General features: G+C 42.2%; 19 protein-coding genes and 2 pseudogenes. 14 read left to right on the top strand and 7 right to left on the bottom strand.

The annotated features are described in order from the left end of the window. Window positions 1-38: 38 nt before the first annotated feature. Both F7734_RS22970 and F7734_RS22965 read right to left on the bottom strand, forming a co-directional pair. Complete coding sequence (locus tag F7734_RS22970; RefSeq protein WP_155746827.1) at window positions 39-950, bottom strand: GUN4 domain-containing protein; 912 nt, start codon at window positions 948-950, stop codon at window positions 39-41. Window positions 951-1106: 156 nt separating this feature from the next. Beyond that, window positions 1107-1244, bottom strand: a complete 138-nt coding sequence (locus F7734_RS22965) for a hypothetical protein (protein ID WP_155746826.1) — start codon at window positions 1242-1244, stop codon at window positions 1107-1109. An 852-nt stretch (window positions 1245-2096) separates the two neighbouring features. On the opposite strand from F7734_RS22965, the gene F7734_RS22960 reads away from it, so the two are divergent. Then, window positions 2097-3227: a sugar transferase gene (locus F7734_RS22960; protein WP_155746825.1), complete on the top strand. Its 1131-nt coding sequence runs from the start codon at window positions 2097-2099 to the stop codon at window positions 3225-3227. A 74-nt stretch (window positions 3228-3301) separates the two neighbouring features. Here the strand turns inward: F7734_RS22960 and F7734_RS22955 are convergent, their stop codons facing one another. Further along, window positions 3302-3664 (bottom strand): IS607 family transposase, encoded by a 363-nt coding sequence (locus tag F7734_RS22955; protein ID WP_347566264.1) that lies wholly within the window; start codon window positions 3662-3664, stop codon window positions 3302-3304. 134 nt (window positions 3665-3798) lie between these two features. On the opposite strand from F7734_RS22955, the gene F7734_RS22950 reads away from it, so the two are divergent. The 3 genes and pseudogenes from F7734_RS22950 to F7734_RS22940 form a co-directional block, all read left to right on the top strand. After that, the gene (locus tag F7734_RS22950) at window positions 3799-4659 is read left to right on the top strand and encodes an SDR family NAD(P)-dependent oxidoreductase (RefSeq protein ID WP_155746824.1); all 861 of its coding nucleotides are present in this window, start codon (window positions 3799-3801) and stop codon (window positions 4657-4659) included. A gap of 31 nt (window positions 4660-4690) precedes the next feature. Beyond that, a complete protein-coding gene (locus tag F7734_RS22945; RefSeq protein WP_155746823.1) occupies window positions 4691-5740 on the top strand; it encodes an S-adenosylmethionine:tRNA ribosyltransferase-isomerase in 1050 nt (349 codons plus the stop codon). Window positions 5741-5911: 171 nt separating this feature from the next. Continuing rightward, window positions 5912-6283 (top strand): annotated as a pseudogene (locus F7734_RS22940) (isochorismatase family protein); the annotation flags it as partial. Between the two features lie 103 nt (window positions 6284-6386). Here the strand turns inward: F7734_RS22940 and F7734_RS22935 are convergent. Continuing rightward, entirely contained in the window at window positions 6387-7229 is an 843-nt protein-coding gene (locus tag F7734_RS22935) for a DUF4231 domain-containing protein (protein WP_155746822.1), read from the bottom strand. 341 nt (window positions 7230-7570) lie between these two features. Between F7734_RS22935 and F7734_RS22930 the strand changes: the two genes are divergently transcribed. Next, entirely contained in the window at window positions 7571-7801 is a 231-nt protein-coding gene (locus F7734_RS22930; protein ID WP_155746821.1) for a hypothetical protein, read from the top strand. Between the two features lie 220 nt (window positions 7802-8021). Here F7734_RS22930 and F7734_RS22925 read toward each other — a convergent pair whose 3' ends face one another. Next, window positions 8022-8915, bottom strand: a complete 894-nt coding sequence (locus F7734_RS22925) for a LysR family transcriptional regulator (protein ID WP_155746820.1) — start codon at window positions 8913-8915, stop codon at window positions 8022-8024. Between the two features lie 218 nt (window positions 8916-9133). Here F7734_RS22925 and F7734_RS22920 point away from each other — a divergent pair, with 218 nt between their 5' ends. From F7734_RS22920 to F7734_RS22900, 5 genes are all read left to right on the top strand, one after another. After that, entirely contained in the window at window positions 9134-10264 is a 1131-nt protein-coding gene (locus F7734_RS22920; protein ID WP_155746819.1) for an alpha/beta fold hydrolase, read from the top strand. 135 nt (window positions 10265-10399) lie between these two features. After that, window positions 10400-11257, top strand: a complete 858-nt coding sequence (locus tag F7734_RS22915) for an SDR family NAD(P)-dependent oxidoreductase (protein ID WP_155746818.1) — start codon at window positions 10400-10402, stop codon at window positions 11255-11257. Window positions 11258-11649: 392 nt separating this feature from the next. Beyond that, on the top strand, window positions 11650-12102 hold the full coding sequence (locus tag F7734_RS66215; protein ID WP_243147028.1) for a Rho termination factor N-terminal domain-containing protein: 453 nt from the start codon (window positions 11650-11652) through the stop codon (window positions 12100-12102). A 302-nt stretch (window positions 12103-12404) separates the two neighbouring features. Beyond that, entirely contained in the window at window positions 12405-12692 is a 288-nt protein-coding gene (locus F7734_RS22905; protein WP_155746816.1) for a hypothetical protein, read from the top strand. Continuing rightward, on the top strand, window positions 12667-13008 hold the full coding sequence (locus F7734_RS22900) for a type II toxin-antitoxin system RelE/ParE family toxin (RefSeq protein ID WP_155746815.1): 342 nt from the start codon (window positions 12667-12669) through the stop codon (window positions 13006-13008). Before F7734_RS22905 ends, F7734_RS22900 begins: the two co-directional genes overlap by 26 nt. Window positions 13009-13286: 278 nt before the next feature. On the opposite strand, the gene F7734_RS22895 is transcribed toward F7734_RS22900, so the two are convergent. Further along, window positions 13287-13511: a hypothetical protein gene (locus F7734_RS22895; protein WP_155746814.1), complete on the bottom strand. Its 225-nt coding sequence runs from the start codon at window positions 13509-13511 to the stop codon at window positions 13287-13289. A gap of 273 nt (window positions 13512-13784) precedes the next feature. Here F7734_RS22895 and F7734_RS22890 point away from each other — a divergent pair, with 273 nt between their 5' ends. The 4 genes and pseudogenes from F7734_RS22890 to F7734_RS22875 all read left to right on the top strand — a co-directional run bounded on the left by F7734_RS22890 (window position 13785) and on the right by F7734_RS22875 (window position 16788). Then, entirely contained in the window at window positions 13785-15044 is a 1260-nt protein-coding gene (locus tag F7734_RS22890) for a glycosyltransferase (RefSeq protein ID WP_347566263.1), read from the top strand. Between the two features lie 39 nt (window positions 15045-15083). Continuing rightward, a pseudogene (locus F7734_RS22885) lies at window positions 15084-15293 on the top strand (Uma2 family endonuclease); the annotation flags it as partial. A gap of 79 nt (window positions 15294-15372) precedes the next feature. Beyond that, window positions 15373-15783, top strand: coding sequence for a CHAT domain-containing protein (locus F7734_RS22880; RefSeq protein WP_155746813.1), 411 nt, complete (start codon window positions 15373-15375; stop codon window positions 15781-15783). A 357-nt stretch (window positions 15784-16140) separates the two neighbouring features. After that, window positions 16141-16788 (top strand): Uma2 family endonuclease, encoded by a 648-nt coding sequence (locus F7734_RS22875; protein ID WP_155746812.1) that lies wholly within the window; start codon window positions 16141-16143, stop codon window positions 16786-16788. Between the two features lie 234 nt (window positions 16789-17022). On the opposite strand, the gene F7734_RS22870 is transcribed toward F7734_RS22875, so the two are convergent. After that, window positions 17023-17793: a serine protease gene (locus F7734_RS22870; RefSeq protein WP_155746811.1), complete on the bottom strand. Its 771-nt coding sequence runs from the start codon at window positions 17791-17793 to the stop codon at window positions 17023-17025. Window positions 17794-18338: the final 545 nt, after the last annotated feature.

The following is an 18338-nucleotide window of genomic DNA, read 5'->3' as shown; positions in this document are numbered from 1 at the left end:
ATACTAATCCTACCTCAGGAAGAGCTATGTGATTAATGTTAGATTTTACAAGCCTCTAGGCGAAAAAAGAGACAACGCCCCCATGAAACGCGAACCCGCCAATGGAGACCCCCTCTTCGGACACCAATAAAAGCCCCAAACGCTGGCAAATGTCCATAGGGTGCTGATATATCAAAGGTTACATCTTCATAGTAAATCCAGTATACTAAGTGTGCCTTTTCTCTCCATTTCACGCACTCGCCAAATTTATCCCAAGCTTCTTCAAAGTATTTGCCGTCAGGTAACCCCCCAACTTCTAGGTAAATTTTCTTTTGGGTGCTAAAACCAAAGCGTCCATTGCTATACTTTACCCACAAGCGATCTATGGTATGAAGGTCAGTACAAGGAAAGTTTAAAAGATCGGAATCTCTAATCCAATCACCATCCGAGCGACCAACAGCTTGACGCATGACCAAATAAGTTTCATAGTCAGCTTCTTTCCACTTTTTTGCTTTGAGTAAATTACACAGTCGCGTGTAGTCTACCCCCTTTTCAGAACTGAGTTCATCTTCCAAAAAAGAAATTTCGCCATTCTCTGCACATTCTTCAACCAAATTACGGCACACTAGCTTAATTTTTGCCGCAGTGCTGTTATCTAAAGGAGTATTAGGTGACGAAACAACAGCTATCTCTGAATAAGAATTTGTTAGCAATTGTTGAGCAACAGCTTGTAACTTTAAGTTTCCAGGGTTTTCTTTGCACGCAGCACGAACTAAATCCTCAAGCCATCCTTGAGCTTTTGCGGTTTTAATCAGTTGAAAAATAATTTCTTGTAACTGACTGCCTCCTGCAATGATATCTAAGCTTTTATCTAGCTCGTAAAATAGCATTTGCTCTAGCTGGTACTTATTAGGAAAGGCGTCAATTAAAGCATTTTGTAGTTCTCTTAGTTGCTGACCGGATAGCTTCATATTGTATAATATATTTTATAATAAAAGATAAGTGCAAAACTGGGTAAATGTTTGGACATCAATTGAATATCAGAATATTTCATTCCTAACAGCTACAATTACCAGTCTTTCTGAGAGAGGAGAAACACGTAGGCATCTCTTGTTTTCCACGAAAAACTAAAACTGTTCCCTATACTTTGCTCGTCGCAATCCCTCTTCAATTGAGCGTACTTCTTCATCCAACCGCAGACGAGAAGTACTTGCGGGGTTTGCTGCCAGAATTAGAATAGTTTTGGCACGGGTATCATTGTTCATGAAAAAGTAGTGCTAACGCAAACAGAACAAGTGGAGAGCGGTAATGCTTCCTCTATTTGAGGAAACAAAAGTTGGCTTAAATCAGCAAGCACAATTGAACGATGGCAGATGGCAGATGGCAGATAACATTTATGTTCCGTTTAGAACGGAGTAGCACCCCGACAGAGCCGGTAGCCACGCTCACGAGTTCAGTGGGGGTCTTAAACCCTTGAACATCCCAGTACGGGGCTCCAGGACAGGAGCCAGAATTCCCGAATGCACTCCGCAGGAGGCAACGTGCCTTTCCCGATAAATTAGTGTAAATGTCTTGATAATCTTTCTTTATTTGCCTAGCCTTACCCGGATTTCTCTCAAAAGAATAAAAAAAAGATCGCAAACTACCAAAAACTCAGATTGTACAGCCAAAATTTTCTACTGCTCATTCATCGTAATGACTATTTAAGCTACGAAACGTTCAAAAATCAGTTCGATATGTCGAGCCTATTTGTTCGGGCTACCAACTAGCAAGCGCTCGCTTCCATTTGGCGATCGCACACTACGTAAGTTGCTTTATACCCCGATATCAGCGCTTTTCTTAAGATACCACCCACGGCATAGAGGATCTCGCAGTTCCTTGGCAAATTCCTAAACTATTTAAATTAAGCATACAGAGGTAAAACATTAAGAGCCTTCCTAGTTTTATCAGTTCATCTTTATAAACTTTTCCTTATCCTTGATTTTTAAGTATAAAATTTAACTAAATAAAATAGAATATCTGCTCGCGACATCCTTCTAGAGACTGACTTAACTTACGTTGATATTTGATAGTTTATTATTGGCAGCAGTGCAGGATGGATATATATTCCAAAAAAAATGAACACCTACACTCATCAAAAACTCAAACTTCCTTTATCTTTGAATGAAGTAGAATTGCCAGAAGAGTTACCACCTATTGTTCTACTGGCTTTTACTCGCCCCGATCTACTAGAACAAGTTCTATTAGCCCTAGCCAAACAAACATTAAAGCCCAAAAAAATTCTGGCTTTCATTGATGGAGCGAGGAATGAAAAAGACAAAAAATTGATAAAAAAATCTATTAATTTATTGCAAGAATTTTCCAATACTATTCCTGTTGATATTATATCTCGCCCGCATAATTTAGGCTGTGATGTCAATGCAGTTACTGCCCTCACTCAAGTTTTTACTCATTTTCCTGCTGCTATATACTTAGAAGATGACGTTGTTCCCAATCCTTATTTTTATGACAGAATGTGTCGTCTGTTAGTAGCTTATCGTGATTTTCCTCAAGTGTTTTCAGTTACAGGCTATGCAAATTTCCCTCAAGGATTGAATCAAGTCATTAAAGAAGATTTTATGGTATCACAACGAGTATTTGCCTTGGGTTTGGGAACCTGGGCAGATCGTTGGCATGATTTGAATCTTGCTAACTATAAACAGGGCTATAACCCTTTTGGTAATTATTATAAAATCCCTGCAACAATCCAAACAAAGTATACAATTGTTAATCAATTTTTTCTAGAAAACAATCATCAACAAGATTGGGTAATAACTCTGACTTTGGCGTGTTTGTACAAAAAATATGTACACATTACGCCGATGGTGTCTTTTGTACATAACATCGGTTGTGGGCATCCTGAAGCAAAAACATACAACAAAGGTGGAGAACCACGCTGGATCAACTTACACAGCGATCGAACGGCGAATCCTAACAAGTTACCGCCTAGCCTGAAAGTCGTTGACAAATTAGCAGATTCACTTGAGGGAGTAGCATTAGCTAAACACTTACAAAATTGCTCTAGCATATGGTTAAGTCCATCAGCCACATGGTATCTGATACGTAAATATCCTGGATGGCAAAGCAAAGTAGCTTTTTTGAGACTATTTTTTGCTAGGATGTTGAACTATCTCAGACACTTGCGTGCTACCAAATTTGCTGGCATATTGAACTATCTCAGATACTGGCGTGCTACTAAAAAAGCATAACTGTGGGCTTTAGCACTAGTGGTTCTTAAAAGTTATTGCTCCTGTTGCGCGATCGCGATCGCATCCAAATTTTACTACACACCGTTTGACTCTGTTTTCTCGAAGTCATTCAAAATTTTTTCTTTGTATTTTCTAAGAAAATAGAGCTTTGAGCTAAAACCGTGCATGATAGACAGAAAATCTTGCATTAGCTCTTGATGAGGACTTAACTCTGTTTTTCCCAGTACTATCTTGCACCCATTCAGGTTGCAGAACCATTCCACGAAATCAAACCCAAACCTACACAACCTGTCTTTATGTCCTACAACTATCTGCGAGACTTCACCTTCATGCACTCTATGCATCAATGCCATGAACTTTTTGCGTTTGAAGTTCATTCCTGAGCCAACCTCCCTAATGACTTCCGAATCTGGCGCACGCCTAGAAAGTTCAATCACTTGGGTATCAAGTCATCTTTCTGGGAATGAATAGACTTTTGTTGCTACAATAAACTCATAATGACTATGACTTAGAAAAAAATAACAAAAGTTGCATCCTACACACCTTAATATTTCGTTGCTAGGAATTGAATATGGCTAGATTAGAAGGAAAATACGTCTTAATTACAGGAGCGTCACAGGGATTGGGGCGACAACTGGCGATCGCTTATGCCCAGCAAGGAGCCTCTGGGATAGCGATTGTAGCTCGAAGACAAGAAGCCCTCAAGGAGGTACGCGATCGCATCAATGAAGTTGCTCCTAAAACAAATAAAACAACTGTTGTGGTTGTCAGTGCAGATCTAACTCAACCTGGAGAAGTTGAGCGTGTAACAAATGAAGTACGCAAGCGCATTTTAGCTGAAGCTGCCCTTCAAACAAAAGTCCTGACGATCGCTGCTGATTTAACTCAACCAGAAGACATTGAGCGCGTGGTTGCCACAACTTTAAATGAATTTAACGGTAAACTCGACGTACTCGTCAACAATGCTTCAACAATTGGTCCAGCCCCAATGCCATTTCTATTGGATTATCCCTTAGAAGACTTCCACAGCGTCATCAACACCAATTTGATTGCTCCGTTTCTCTTGATTAAAAAGGCTTTGCCAGCAATGATCGAAAGAGGTGGCTCCATTATTAACGTAACGAGTGATGCTGGAGTGAGAGGATATCCGGGCTGGGGAGCCTATGGAATTTCGAAGTTTGGTATAGAAGGGATGTCCGAAACCTGGGCTGCTGAATTAGAAGGTAGTGGTGTGCGAGTGAATTGGGTCGATCCAGGAGACATGAATACTGCAATGCATCGTGCTGCGGAACCAAATGAAGATCCAACTCAGTGGGCAGATCCAGCAGAAGTTACAGATGTGTTTGTTTACTTGGCTTCGGATGAATCTCAAAACGTAAACGGACAGAGATTTCAAGCTCAAGAAGAAAACTGGGGACAAAATAATTCGTAATTCGTAATTCGTAATTAGAAAGTAACAACTTATGGCAACTCCCTTTACCTTTACTCTTCCTATTGAACTCTTAGCTAAAGAGCCACCAGAACGGCGGGGGATTGGACGCGATCGCGTGCGGCTGATGGCGATCGACCGTATTACCAACAAGGTTGAACATACACGATTTGACCGTGTCAGTGAATTTCTTCGTCCTGGCGATTTGCTTGTTTTTAATTCTAGTCGCACGCTTCCGGCTTGCCTGAATGGTTGTGAAGTGCCAAGAGGCAACTGTATGGAAATTCGTTTAGCACAGCATCTCCCAGATGACTCCTGGTTAGTACTGCTGCTGTGCCAAAAGGGCGATCCTTTTTCCTGCGGACTTCGCAGTGGGATGCAAATTGACTTTGGACAAGGATTAACAGGTACAGTTTATGAGCGTGATGTCAATATTCCCAGGCTTTGGAAACTCCGTTTCTCCAAATCGGATACGGAGTTAATGGATTTACTTTATCGTTTGGGGCGTCCGGTTCGCTATGAGTATGTTTCTGCCCCTTGGGAGCTAGACTATTACCAGACAGTTTATGCTAAAGAACCAGGGAGCGCGGAGATGCCATCAGCAGGTCGTGCTTTTACCTGGAAACTGCTCTTCGATCTCAGGCGTCAGGGTGTAGAAACAGCTTATATTGTACTTCATACCGGGCTTTCTTCTTACATGGACGATGCTCTTGACGCTCAACACCCTGCCTCAGAAGAAGAATACTTTATTAGCGAGTTAGCAGCTCAAAAGATTAACCAAACACACTTTAGAGGTGGACGAGTCATTGCTGTGGGAACTACAGTAGTACGGGCGTTAGAATCAGTAGCGGACGACACGGGCAAAGTGAAAGCCGAACACGGGTACACGCGACTGCATATTACGGCCAATCACAGGCTCAAAACCGTGGATGGTTTGCTAACTGGAATGCACGAACCAGAGGCTAGCCATCTCGACTTGTTGACTGCCTTCTTAAGCGCAGAGAAAATTCGGGATTCATATGAAGAAGCGGTGCAAAAACAGTATTTCTGGCATGAATTTGGAGATTTAAATCTGATCGTTTAATCCGAAGAGCAGTCAACCCATAAACTAACTCTCAATTAGTCTATGGCAGGTTCAACCGCTTGCGAGCACCAAATCGAAACAGCTTATCGGGTAATATTGCTTTGAGGCGTTGAATTTACCCCCCTTAATCCCCCCTTATAAAGGGGGGAAACAAAAAATCCAAATCCTCATGAACCAGAAATTGATATTGTTCCAGAATTACAACCCTGGGTTCAACCAGAACTCGTTTTTTCTAAGCTGGGGGTGTGCGGGATACCGGATGACTTGATAGACTACTTTCACAAGCAGTGTTTTGAACGGGTTTTTATCGTCGGTATTGACACTGATATGTGCGTGTTGAAAATAGCGATGGATTTTTTCGACATTGGCGTTGAACCCATCGTACTCACTGATTGTTGCGCTAGTACGGCGGGCTTACAGGCACATCTAGCAGGGTTGGCAGTACTTAGTCGAAATATTGGTGCTTTTCGTTTGCGTGAAGCTGGTCTTTCTGAAGGTATGTTAGCCGCGCCAGTAGAACACAATAAGGATACATGTTCCTAACTACAACAAGGTGTGTAAGCGATTCGATTTTAGCCGTAATCGCTCACTTATCGCATAACACTAGTGCTTATGGAATACGAAGTCGGGTATCTGAATTCTCACGTTAAGCGGCTGTCTTCTCTTCCGATGTCTCTGTTTTTTGCTCGGGTGACTTCTTCACACCCGATTCTTGTACTTGCTTGAGATGAATATTATTCACCTGAGTAATAAAGTTTTCGATCGCCATTTGTGCCTGTTTTTGATGCTGAGTTTCATTAGCTACATCATTATAACGGTAAGGTTCACTGACTCCCAAGACAAATTTCTCTTGTTCTGCTTCTAACAATTCAACGCTGCTGTTAGCGGCAATCCAATTCTCCTGGAAAGGAAAGGAGGTAACAATACTAGCGACAATAGAGGCGATCGCCGGACAAATTACAGGGAGCCACTTGAGCCACGATACACCTGCTTCCAATTTGTCAACCAAAACTAAAATCGGTGTAACTCCAGAAAAAACAATGGTGGCAATTTGCGCCGCGTAGTAGATATTTCTAGAGCTAGTTCTGGTTCTTTTATAGTCTTCTATCAGATCCTGGCTATACTGTAAAGCTTTTATTCTTGCTAAGTTGATCGAATTGTTTCCCACAGAATTATTGCTCGTTAGAGTTGGATATATTTCAGCTTTTTTGGTTAAATCTGCATAAGATGCAACACGAATTGCGTTTTGGGCTATTTGTCTATTTGCGAGGAAGAAAAAAATCCAACTAGCAAAAAAACCTGCTAAATATATTTTGGCTACTGCAACGTCGGGAAAAACCTTGATAATGACGAATGTACCAACACTAGCTGCTAAGAATAAATACTCAATTACCTTCAAAGTAAGCAACATATTTGGATTTGATGTGGCGGAAGAACTTTCAACAGTGTAGTTTGTCCCAGTCGGGGAAGCGGTTTCAAAATTAGTCATTACTGGTAGTCAAATAAGCAAATAAGCGCTCGGATACTAATATAGCAGCTATACTGCGGTTGCGCTCTGCATATACCATTTAAATGTTCAGAAAACGCCTGAAGAATGAGTCATAAATTGTGATTACAAATCAAATCAAAGTATTAAGGTCAAGCAAGATAGAATCATAGAGCCATGATGGTGAAACCTTTGTAGTAAAAACAAATAGCTTTTTTTAGCTTTGGCATCGTGTCAGTTAGTACAATACGTCCCCCCACAGGCTAGAAGCCTAATAGCACTCAAGGGAAAGCTATGCGTGACTTGAACAGCCGAGGCTGTAGGGGTAGAAGTTTTTATGCACCGTGATTACACAGTTCATCACAGCTACTTATGCTAAGTATAAATTAAAAATTGGGAATTGGCAGCAACGACGAAGGCGTCCCTTACTAGATAGTATTAAATTTGCGCGGACTAAGTTTGAACAAATTTGGGTAGCGGATGGAACAACACGCTCTAGCTTTGTTTCTCAAGCTCAAAAGCCTGGAAGACGTAAAAACAGGGCAGTTGGCAGGAAAGATATGTACAGTAATTGATGAGCGTGACTGTACTACAACGAGACTTTGACGAAGCAATCAAGATTGCAGGCGCTGATTCCAGTTCGGGGCGATCGCTCAAAAACTTACAGAACAATGGTTCGCGTTCGTGAAGCGCAAGCTGTACCCAGCTTATCGCACCAAATTCGATCTCTCGTTGTAGTACTAGAACTTCTAGTCGTGAATTCATCTTCATTTTTTGTTGACAGGATACCTACCCTCAAAGCCAACAAGGTAAGTCTATTTCTCTAACAATATCTAAAAACTTATGTAATACAGGCGATTTTTCATCTCGACGCCAAATCATTGCCAATTCGGCTTGTGGAGTTTCTTCTGCTAATAGCTTATACACAACTCCAACTCGTTGAAGATTTTGCATAGAAGCGGGAACTATCGCGACTCCTAACTCTGCTGCGACTAGGCTAACAATAGTTTGCATTTGTACTGCTTCCTGTGCTACTTGAGGACTGAAACCTGCTTTTTGACACATAGCGACAATTTGGTCATAAAAGCCTGACCCCAAATGACGAGGAAATAAAATAAATGGTTCGTTTGCAAGCATCTTTAGGTAGATTTTTGTTTCCCGCTCTAGAGGATGAGATTTTGGTAACGCTACGATAAATGATTCTTTAAAAACTGATTCAATTATTAGTTCCTCATCGTTTATGGGGGGACGAACAAAACCAAGATGAATTCGTTTTTCATGTAAAGCTTGAACTACTTCTGCTGTAGTCATCTCGTGCAAGCTGAGAAGAACTTTTGGAAATTTTTTGCGAAAAAGTTTTAAGGTATCTGGAAGAATGCTGTAAGTAGCAGACCCTACAAAACCTAATACTAAACGACCCACTTCGCCAGAAGAAGCTTGTTGAACTATTTGAACTGCTTGGCCTGCTTGTATAAGAATTTGGCGAGCTTCTTCTAAAAATAATTGCCCTACTTCTGTTAATTGAACGCTGCGTTTAGTGCGGTGAAAAAGCTCAACACCTAACTCCAGTTCTAATTGGCGTATCTGATGACTGAGAGGTGGTTGAGCCATCTGCAATCTTTCTGCGGCTCGACCAAAATGTAGTTCTTCTGCCACTGTTACAAAATACCTTAGATGCCGAAGTTCCATTTGATTTATTTTTGTATCTCAGATATCTCATTTTAAGACTTTTTAAGTATTAGATTAAGACAAAAGTTGTATTGGACATATTTGTTGAAAGTTTTTACTCTAGGAAATAAGGTTGCGCGGGTTTACCAACAAAAATATTCTCCAAGCGTCTAAGTACAAGATAATTGTAATTTTTCTAACTCACATTTACTCAAGCCTTAATACCTGTGGAGGAAAAAATGAACAGACAATCCTTAAAAAAGCATGGTTTTAAAGCTTTAGCGATTGGGTTTTTATCAACTACTCTTGTGACATCATGCAGCCAAATGCAAGCACAGAACGTAACTACATCACCCCAAATGACAAACCAAGTATCATCTCTTACTCCGCAAATTCAGCGTGAAGATAGTTTTGTCACCAGCGAACCTAGGATTCAAATCTTTGTTCGTAAAGTGCAGCTAAATAATAATACAAATAATGGTCGCGTGCCGATACTGCTGATTCATGGTGGCGGACCTGGTAGCGTTACTTCGTTCGATATTAATGTTCCTGACTATTCAGTCGCGACAGATTTAGCATCTGCTGGGCATACTGTATATCTGATGAATGTACGAGGTTGGGAAAAATCAACTCGTCCCGCTGCACTCAATCAACCACAAGATAAAAATCCACCTTCTGTTACTTCTTCTGAAGCAGTGGGCGATATTAGTGCTGTGATGGACTGGATTCGAGAACGCGAGTCAGGAAACAAAGTGGCTCTGATTGGTTGGGCGACAGGAGGACATTGGGCAGGAATGTATACTAGTCGCAACAACGATAAGGTAAGTCATCTAGTAATGCTTAATAGTCTTTATGGAGTAAATGCATCGTGGGAGCTTGGTAAAACCTTCGAGAATCCCAATCAACCGGGTGAGTTTAATGCTCGAGATGGAGGATATCGGTTAGTTACGGCTGAAGGACTTTTAGGAAAATGGAACCAGACCATCCCAGTCCAAGATAAAAGTCAGTGGCGCTCGGAAGAGATTGCGATCGCCTATCAAAAAGAAGCGATCGAGAGCGACCCAACGAGCAATACTCGTCAACCCCCCAGTCTAAAAATTCCTAATGCCTACCAATTAGAAAGTTACAATCTAGCACGCGGTCAAAAATACTGGAATGCAGCAGATATTAGAGTCCCAACACTTGTAATTCGAGGAGAGCGAGATTTTTGGTCAAGACCCGCAGACTTAAATGCACTAAAAAATGAATTAGTCAATGCATCAAAAGTACAAACTGTGACAATTCCAGATGGTACACACTATTTGTTCCTTGACCGACCGGAAAAAGGACGCTCTCGCTTTCTGCAAGAAGTGCTATCTTTCTTATCTTAGCAGGAGGTGGTTACTGTCAGTACGGATTATACAGACAGTAACACTGAAAGAGTAGCTCGGTAACTCAATTCTGAGCTTGGCATGAGATAGGACATACACCCAATAAAGTTCAAGATTTAAGGTCAGGACAAGCAAATGATTCGACTTGACGATCGAGTAGCTATTATCACTGGCAGTGGACGCGGTTTAGGAGCAGCCTATGCTCATCTGCTGGCAGAAAGAGGAGCGCAAGTCGTTATCCACGATGCAGGCGTTAACAAAGAAGGGACTGATTCCGATCCAACAGTTGCGGCTGATGTCGCCAGCAAAATTCGAGAAGCCGATGGAGTGGCGATCGCCAACGACGTACTTCTGGATAGTCGAGGCAACTGCCAAAGCTTGGTGGAAATGACACTAGAAAAGCTTGGTCGCCTCGATATCTTGATCCACAATGCTGGATGGGTTGCTTACCAGTCCATCCAAGATCTGGCACCGGATTTTCTACAGCGTGCTATTGCCATTCACTTAGAAGCACCAACCTGGTTGGCTCAAGCCGCTTTTCCAACAATGAAGCAACAACATTATGGACGGATTGTGTTGACAACTTCGGATCGAGCGATTTACCAGCAATATGCACTCAGTGGTCTGGCTGCTTACGCGATGGGAAAAATGGCACAAATTGGTCTGATGAACGTACTTGCGGTGGAAGGCAAAGAGCATGGAATTCTGGTGAATGCAATTTCGCCAGTCGCCAAAACGCGGATGTGGAATATTCAGGATGAGCCAGAAGATTTACGACCAGAGCAAGTGGCTCCAGGAGTTTTATATCTCGCTTCTCCAGAGTGTCAGGAGTCTGGCTTTATTGTCAGAGCAAGCAACGGGCAATTCACAGCCGCCCGCTGGATTGAGCGCGACAATGTGGACTATCCGCTAAACCTTGCTGCTGTTGAGAGTGCAACTGCGGAGAAATTGGTAACTCAATGGCACGAGGTTGCTTCCGAGGTTGCGTTTTAGACGTTGAGCCGAGATACGTGTAAGTGCGATTCGCGATCGCGATGGTGCAATCTGGCTTCATTGTTCTCATAATCTACAGTTACTATTTTCCTTTTTAGAATGAAACAGCCCTGCCCTTAAAAAGGGGGGCTTTGCGTAAGTCCCGAGCATATTGCTTGATAGATCGCTTACTATCTTATATATGAAGTGTCTCCAACATTGAGTTTTTCTCTGACTGTGTGACAGATTAGATTGTGTCTCCTGAGCTAATATTCATGCGGAATCGAGAGAATTGATTTTGAAGCTATTTCATAGAACGACACAAATAAAAAAGGCAATGATGAGAAGATCGCTATAAAGTCATCGGCAACTCGTTTATTTTTGCAATTGCAGAGTCAGCAGGATTGGAGAAGGTGTGGTGTATTATTGCTGACAAGAGCGAACAAACATCCGAACTTACTAAAGTTCTTGCGAGAGAATCAATCCCTAAAATCAATCTATCAACAGCAACTAGAGATGAGATTCAATCGGCATTGCAGTACTTGATAGAAGAACCAGCAAGTGAATTAAAAGGCATAAAACTCTCAGTTGCAACCAATCGACTTGATGAAGCACCGCGTCAGTACTGGAAAACTTTGGAGCCGATTGCAAAACTAAAATGCGGTATAACAAAAGGGAAAAAATTAAATTCTTTAACAGAAGTTTTTTACTTAACCCCTCAATCTATGCCAGAGGTCATTACAGATCCAAGTATACTGAATACCTTGACCGTGACACAACTCAAAGACATGGCGAAAAAACGCGGGATTTCCGGTTATACCAAAAAGAAAAAGCCAGAACTAATTGAGGTTCTATCAAAAGGCTGAATGGATAGATACGACTTCCCTCCATAGGATTACCGTTCTTCTCCTCTTTCTTCGTGTCCTTTGCGTCTTTGCGGTTCATTTAATTAAATAATCTTTGAACTCTACGCCTCTGTCAGTTCACAATTCCCCTACAAGACGTAAAGCATTCTAGAAATTTTCCTTTTTAGAATGAAATAGCCCTTTTAGAGTTTTAACAGGTATTCCAAAGGCGAGAGAAAGGACGGCACAGCCTGGATGTCTTGTGATTCCTGAAATTTGCAGCTATGATGAAGGCATAAGCTGTCCGTCCTTAAAACTTGCCGATGCAGATCGACCTTACCCCTGAATTGGAAATCATTGTCCAGCGCCAGCTCGCTCTTGGTTACAGCAGCGTAGATGACATCATCCATGATGCGTTGCTGCTGATCGATGCGAGCAACAAACGGAAAGGTGAGCGGTTACGAGCAGAGCTGGAAAAAGGTGAGCAGAGCGGTGACCCCATTCCCTACACTAGAGAGTTGCTCGACGACATAGAACAGGAAGCCCTGGCGGAATTGGCGGCAGGAAACATGGAGGTAGATCCCAGTGTCTGGCCAGAAATTGCCGCTTGATCTTCGTCCGCAAGCCCGCTCCGATATCAAAAGTATTTTAAAATACACCACCCAGCGCTGGGGAGCTCAGCAGCGCGGCAGGTATAAAACGCTGATCGAACGGTGCCTGGACAGTATCACCGCCAATCCCCTGCCCAGAAGCCGCAAAGAGGAGTCCATTGAGGGATATTACCGCCGTCATGTCGGCGGCAAAGGGCGTCATTTCGTTTATTATCGGTTGCTTGAGGACAGCGTGCTGGTGGTCAGGATCTTGCACGACAGCATGGATGTCGAGCGCCATCTTCCCGATGCGGCGGCAACCGAGCCGGAAGAGTGATTGGGGTTTTTGTAATAGCGTCACAAAAAACGTCGTTAAGCTGGAAAATCCAAATGTAGCGATCTTACAGAAGATTTTCATATTGTACTATTGTGTACTTTAGAACAGCAGATCCGACACGCAAGATAACCATACAGTGCGACAGAGAAGCATTCAGTAGACGCGATCGCAATCTCCAGTTTTAAGTAGCTAGTAGCCAGTTTGGTGAGATTTACGGGTGAGTGAACTGATTTCTGTTTTGAAATCTGCTAACCCAAAATGGGACACAAGCTTTAATCTCATTGTTCAAGTAAGTAGATATCTACGGGAGAAATAGAAGAGGTTCTTACTTTTTCATCCTTATTTAAGTAGATATATGGAGAAATATCTAATTTGTAATGACTTTTTTCATTGGGAACCAACAAAAGCAGTTCAACAGGAATTTTACCTATCCACCCTGTATTATCTGACTTTTTACTTAAGATAATAGACGTTTTTTGCACTATTGCTTGAATGATTACCATTGTAATAATACTTTTTTAAAGGAAATATGTTATGAATATTTTGTTTAAAAAAGATAAAAATACATTAAAAAAGTCAAGCCAACCTCAAAGACAAAAAGTACTATTACTGCGGTATCGAGGGGGAAGATGTGAAGCGTCAGTTGCTATCCCTCGGTATTGACCGAGACAAGCTGCGATGAACTATCCCCAATTTTTTCGGGAGCGCGATTCAAACGGTTTAAGATCGAGCAATTGCGCTTATGCAAATGCTGCTCATTGTTAAGAGGTGAAAGTGTGAGCCGAATCCTGATGACAACGTTGGGAACTTTGGGAGATCTTCATCCCACGATCGCGATCGCACTTGAATTGCGGCAACGCGGTCATGATATTGTGTTTGCGACGCACCAAGTCTATCAATCTAGAATCGAAGCCTTGGGATTTGAGTTCCATTCCATGCGTCCCGATTTCACTGCAATGAATGACCCACAGGAAATGGCACGGATGATGGATCTCAAAACAGGTCAGGAATACATGGTGCGTCAGTGGGTAAATCCCAATTTGCGCGAGATGTACGCCGACTTGCTGAAGGTTGCCTCAGGTGCAGATTTTATCTTTTCAGGAGAAGGGGTGGTTGCAACTCCACTTGTAGCAGAGAAACTTGGAATGCGATGGGCATCAAGCGCAATGGTTCCCATGTCATTTTTCTCAGCTTATGACCCACCGATTTTGGCAGCATTTCCACGCTTGGCGAAGCTCTACAAACTCGGACCCATCGTAAATCGAGGCATTATCAACTTTGCGAAGTTGGTCAGTAATTCTTGGGCAGACCCCATTCGTCAACTTCGTCGTGAACTCGGTTTATCGCCAATCAACTACAATCCCTTTGTTGAGAACAGGTTTTCAGCCTATCTTGTCGTTGCGCTGTTTTCCTCAGTTTTTGGTCAACCTCAACCCGATTGGCCTGCAAATACAGTAGTCGCAGGTTTTACGTTCTATGATGGAACACAAGGCGGAGCAGAACTCACTCCAGCACTCAAACAGTTTTTAGAGGCAGGCGAACCGCCGATCGTCTTCACCCTCGGCTCGGCTGCCGTCATGGACTCTGGCAACTTTTATCAAGAAAGCATTGAAGCTGCAAAACAGTTAAACCGCCGTGCTGTTTTACTCATTGGTAACAATGACCTCCATGAAAATCTTTCGCCTGATATTGTAGCAGTCAACTATGCGCCGTATTCTCAAATTTTTCCTCGCGCTTGTGCGATCGTACATCAGGGTGGGATTGGGACGACGGCTCAGGCGTTGCGAGCAGGTCGCCCAACCCTAATTATGCCGTATAGCCACGACCAACCTGACAATGCAGCACGAGTCAAAAGATTGGGAACTTCTCGCACAATTTCTCGCAAGCAATATTCAGCAGCACGAGTTGCAAAGGAGCTAAGTAAATTGTTAGGGAATCCTAATTACGCAGCAAATGCGGCAAGAATTGGACGCATCATACAGGCAGAAGATGGTGTAGGCGTAGCGTGTAATGCAATTGAGAAACAGCTGAGATAAGTTGTAGTTGTATCGCGAGCATCAGCACCTGAACAACCTTATGAACTACACAAAGGAGTCATTGTAGAGATGCCCCCACCAACTGGTGACCATGAAGATATTGTAGGTTTTTTAACCCAAAAAATAGCAGCAGAATTTGAGCACTGCAAGCTACCCTACCGGATTCCAAAATCAGCTATGGTCAGAACTAAAGCCGCCGAATCTACCTACATACCTGACGTATTGTTAGTAAACCGTGAGAATCTTAAAAAATTACCTTAATCTCTCATTGATGTCTGCCCCAATACTTGTCGGTTAAGCCTTTTTTTCCTCCCCTGCACAAAGGTGCTTGTCTCTCGCGACAATTTTCAAGAGCCCTTGCAGTCTTGATGTCTGCCCTCTATCTCAGCCGAGATTTTGGTACTCTAATACGGGATTCAGACATAGAACAAATCCCCCAAAAATTACGTACCTTGCAATTTATCAACTTTGCAGACAAGGACAAAAACGCACTAAAGCAATTGAAATCTTGTTTCTCAGTGCTTGCCAAACAGCTACTGGTAACGACCAAGCAGTCATGGGAATTGCGGGAACTACAGTCCAAGCAGGAGCAAGTAGTGCGATCGCTAGCTTGTGGAATCTAGACGATGAATCCAGCCTCGTCTTTGCCAAAGCCTTTTATCAAAACTTAGGAAAGGCCAATGTCAGCTTTGCCAATTTATCGTTGTTGTCCCAGAAAGAGGTTGTTTTTACGACTTAAGGTTGGCGATCGCCCTCAATAGTCCGTCTTTTCTCCTCGGTATGTAATTTTTAACCCTAGTCTGTTTGGCGGCGTTTACTTTGATTAAGCTAACACCTTGCCTGATACAACGTGTTTCAATCATCTGGGTAAACTTGGAATAGGCACTTATTAGACAACATTCTTGCAGATTTTGTAGAGCGTTCTTTAAGGGCTAGCTGTCCAATCTATGGTAGGCGCTTCGTGAAAAGTTAGTTCATCTTTGAATCCCGGAAATAGTTGCTCTGTCAATTAGTTATGAGTCGAGAATGTGAAAATAATTGATTCCGTCCTATATAATATGCGAGTGAGAAACCCTACAAATCAAACCCACTAGCAATGTTTGCCCTCATCTCACCGGAAAAAATCCAATTACCTCCAGGGTCGGTAGTGCGCTTACCTGCTACCTGGGAAGAATATCAGAGTTTGTGTGACCAAAGGAGAGATGGCTCGCTCCCCCGCCTCAAGTATCGCAATGGAGAAGTCTTGCTGATGTCACCCTTACCAGTGCATGGACGGGATGCCAATTTAATCGCCGATATTGTGAAAGCACTTTTGGATCGCAATGGGCGCGAATATGATGCATTTACACCTGTAACCATGACTTTGCCTCAAGATAGTGGGATTGAGCCAGATTATTGTTTCTACATCGACAACTGGCAAGCAATATCTGGGAAAAAACGTATCGACTGGCGACAAGATCCGCCTCCCGATTTAGTCATCGAAATTGATGTCACTAGTTATTCCGATGTGGAGGATTATCTACCCTATCGAGTTCCTGAAGTTTGGCTCCTCAAAAATCAACAGCCATTGATTTACCAGTTGCAAGAAGCCAATTACCAACTCCAAACCCAAAGCCGCTATTTTCCAGACTTTGATTTGCCAAGTGCGATCGCCCGATGCTTTCAAATTGCCTACGATCGCAACACTAGTGCCGCCATCCGCGATCTTAAACAACGCTTGAGCAACCCAATCTTTCCTCAATAACTAAAGTGCGATCGGCTATTTTAAAACCTTTCAGTCTCTATCATATCTCTACCAACTTAAGAGCATGTTTTAAAAGTGGTTGGCTGTGATTTTTATCACATTATTCCCCCCCTTAGTCCCCCCGATGGATTGGGGGGAAACAAGAAAAATTCAGTTCCCGGACCAATCCATCGGTCTGGGTTAGGGTGGGGTAAAAAATATTTGATACATCAATCATGACTTTTCAAACATCCTCTAAGGAAAAACCGCAATTGGAGTTTCAGGCAAAGGTAAAATTGCACTTGTTTCACCCCTACCTGTTAATTGCAAAAATGTTTTAATTGGAATACCCAAACTCCTACCCGTATATACAAAAGCAACCTGAGGATTTATCTTCGGAGTCTCATAATTAAAAATTTCTCCTCTACCGTGAATTCCAATGACCTCACCTCGGTCATTTAATACCGGACCACCACTCATTCCTGGTAGAGTTGAATTATCATAAACCAAATTATAGCCGCTATCAGATACGGGTTGCGATCGCAAAGCATTGGCAATCACTTTTCCAGCCATAAAGTTATAAATTGGACGTTGAATTGTAGCTGAACGTCCGGGAAATCCAGCAACGTAAACTTTGGCATTTCGTTGAATACTATCCGAATCACCAAACTTTGCCACTCTATAATTTTTTGGGCTAGTAAACTGTAAAATTGCTAAATCTACCGCAGGCAACTTTTTAACAGTTCTGTAATCAAGCACATACTTTTGATTGTCGGGAGCCACAATTTCATATTTCAGTTTTGAGCGTTCGAGTACGTGGGCGGTGGTAACAACAGAGTAAACATCACCTTGTTTCTTAATAATTACCCCCGAACCGGAACCCAAATCTCCAGCATCAATCAGTACGGTAATTGCTTGTGCTATTTCATCAATTTCTATTGGAGAGGGCGCTGCAGCAACTTGCGTCTGCACAATAACCATCGATATTCCAATTAGTGTTGCTGGCAAGCTAGAATTGAACCTCATAAATATTCGTGCTATTGAAAATTAATATCAAAGTTTATCAATTTATGAAATAATGCAAAAAAACAAATACGTTTAACTCTAATTGTTGTTAAAATTTTGTCTACCTCACCAACTTCTTAAAGAATTCAGTGATGGATTTTTTTTTATTTTTACTTTGCTTCTAAACATATCAGTATAAATCTTGAGTTATCAATCTACTTTAAACAAACCTTAAGTAAAATTAATCGTTTTTTTACTTTAATGTCTTGAGTTTTAGAGGCTTTGGTAAAGTTTACTGTTGTATCAAGATCCCCCCAGTCCCCCTTAAAAAGGGGGGAATACTCTCAAAGCTCCCCTTTTTAAAGGGGGAAATACGAAATACTCTCAAAAACTAATTAATTGGTCACTGGTCACTGATTACTGGTCATCGGTCGCCGATCAATACTACAAGGGATCTCGAATTTTTGTGGGTTGGGATCGCCCTGGAGAAACTTAACAAAGGCATGGAAATGTTGGGTTTCGTTCCTCAACCCAACCTACGTACTGGTCACTGATTACTGGTCACT

This window comes from Scytonema sp. UIC 10036 (assembly GCF_009725235.1).
This window is presented reverse-complemented; position numbering and strand designations above follow the sequence as displayed.